Source organism: Desulfosporosinus sp. Tol-M2, from assembly GCF_059735615.1.
Map to the genome: position 1 here is coordinate 1 of NZ_JCAIJG010000130.1, position 2,161 is coordinate 2,161.

The 2,161-nt window shown below is 44.0% G+C and carries 3 protein-coding genes; all 3 read right to left on the reverse strand.

Annotated elements, in window-relative coordinates:
• Nucleotides 1-665 (reverse strand): SDR family NAD(P)-dependent oxidoreductase (locus AC6I5A_RS10590; protein WP_034615496.1); only part of this gene is annotated, 665 nt, incomplete at its 3' end.
• A gap of 109 nt (nucleotides 666-774) precedes the next feature.
• A complete protein-coding gene (locus tag AC6I5A_RS10595) occupies nucleotides 775-1,539 on the reverse strand; it encodes an enoyl-CoA hydratase/isomerase family protein (RefSeq protein ID WP_034615499.1) in 765 nt (254 codons plus the stop codon).
• A 346-nt stretch (nucleotides 1,540-1,885) separates the two neighbouring features.
• Nucleotides 1,886-2,161, reverse strand: a 276-nt coding sequence (locus tag AC6I5A_RS10600; protein WP_034615502.1) for a 4Fe-4S dicluster domain-containing protein, incomplete at its 5' end; no start/stop codon positions are given.

Consider the following 2,161-nt stretch of genomic DNA (forward strand, 5'->3'; position numbering starts at 1 on the left):
CCACCGGCCATTTCCTCCGGTTGCCCAAATCTACCCATAGGTACCCTGGCCAAATACGTAGCACTCAAGCCGGGATCAGTAGAAATTTTTTCTGTCATTTTTGTAATAGCGAAAGGCGAGATGGCATTGGCAGTAACTCCATATTTAGCTAATTCCCGTGCCACACCTTTTGTCAAAGCAACGAGTCCGCCTTTGGCAGCGCAGTAATTCACTTGTCCGATAGTACCTTGCAGCCCAGCTGATGAAGTCACATTAATGATTCGGCCAAAACCGCGAGCCTTCATATCTCCTGCCACAGCTTGCATGCAAAGGAACGGCCCTTTCAAGTCAATATTAATAATGTCATCCCACTGCTCTTCGGTCATTTTGAGCATCATAGCGGGTTTACTTAAACCGGCATTATTAACTAAAATGTCAATTTTCCCTAGTTCCTGCTTAACTTTTTCCACCATTGCCAGTACTGATGCTTTGTTTCCTATATCCACACTAGCTACGCATACTTTACGTCCAAGCGCTTCTATTTCCTTTACGACATCATCTTCGCGAGTAATAGAACGACTAGCTAGAGCAAGATCTGCTCCTTCATTAGCAAAGGCCATAGCAACAGCCTTACCTATGCCATCCTTAGCACCAGTAACTAAGGCTACTTTTCCAGCAAGTTTCATCAGTTTCCCTCCAATATGTCTTATATGTCTTAATTTATCAAAATTCATAGTTTTGTGTTTTCGAAAGTTACCTAATCTATGACGCTCATAGAACAACCATGCAATAATTTTATTTACCCTGCCAGACTGGTTGGCGCTTTTCCATAAAAGCTTTCAGCCCTTCTACCGCATCCGCGGAAGGCATTAATTCCTTCAGGTAAATATCATCAATCGCCTTTAGTCCCTCAACAAAACCCTTATTCAGACCGGCTTTGATAGCCTTTTTGGTGTACGCCAGCACTAATGGACTCATTGCCATAAACTTTTGGACGAATTGCTTCACACCTTCGTCAAAGGAATCAACGGGCAGTACAGCATTCACCAATCCCAACTTATCAGCCTTGGCGGCATTGAAGACCTCGCCTCCTAAAAGCAATTCCATAGCGTGGGGCATAGAGGTTAATTTGGGAAGCATGTAGGAAGCTATGGGCGGAAATACTCCGACAGCTATTTCCGGTTGTCCGAACTTCGCTTTTTCCGAAGCTACAACCATATCACAGAAGAGCACCAGCTCATATCCTCCGCCCAAAGCCGCACCATTAACGGCTGCCACAATGGGTTTGTCATTATTATACATATTATGGAAGATGCTATCAAAGACACTAATCATTTCGTCCACCTTATCAGCTGTGTGATCCGCAACGTCTACACCAGCTGAAAAGGCCTTGCCTTCTGCATTTAAGAGAATAAGTTTAGCGGTTTGCCCTTGGGCCCACGCAAATGCATCGGCGATTTCCTTCATCATAGGAATAGTCAAAACATTTAGCGGCGGTTTATCCAGGGTTATGGAAATCACTCCATCTACATTATTTACCTTGATAAAATCATAACTCATATAATACCTCCTGTTCACATCTTTATTGTCTTGTTTTCTACAGCCTTACAAAAATTCGGGGCCAAGCCAATGTTCAAAGTCGACATTGGCAGTCAAAATTCCTTTCACAAGTCTATTACCGATTAAATATGGTGTGCTCTATCTTCTCACTCCCCTCTAATTGATACTTTTTGATACTTTCAGAAATAGATCCTCAAATAATTAATGTAATGCCAACTGAATGCGGTCCGACGCGACGGACCGCTTCAACCAGTATCCTGAACAGCTGACTAATCTAGAGTACTCGTATTTTGATTCCGTCCCGTAAGGGCAATGATAGTTGCCTATTTCGCTGACGCGGTCTCCATTAAGCCAGGGAGGACTCGAGCGCTCTGGATAAGACGAAAGCCGCTTGCAGCGCCTCTGTAGGGCAAAGCGGAAAACATTCCTTGCACTCCCAGCACTCCTTGGAGGCTACCTCCGGAACAAAACATATCTCCCGAGTTTTTCCTTTGTCCACAAATACTATCGCGTTCTTCTTTTTGACCTCGGCACAGTATCTTACACAGAGACCACAATGGACGCAAAACGAGGAATCTTTTTCAAAGCGATCTTTATCCGCTCCATACTCTTTTGCCAAATC

Excerpts from the sequence above, each read along its gene's own strand:
- AC6I5A_RS10595 (WP_034615499.1), bottom strand. The coding sequence starts at position 1,539 with ATGAGTTATGATTTTATCAAGGTAAATAATGTAGATGGAGTGATTTCC.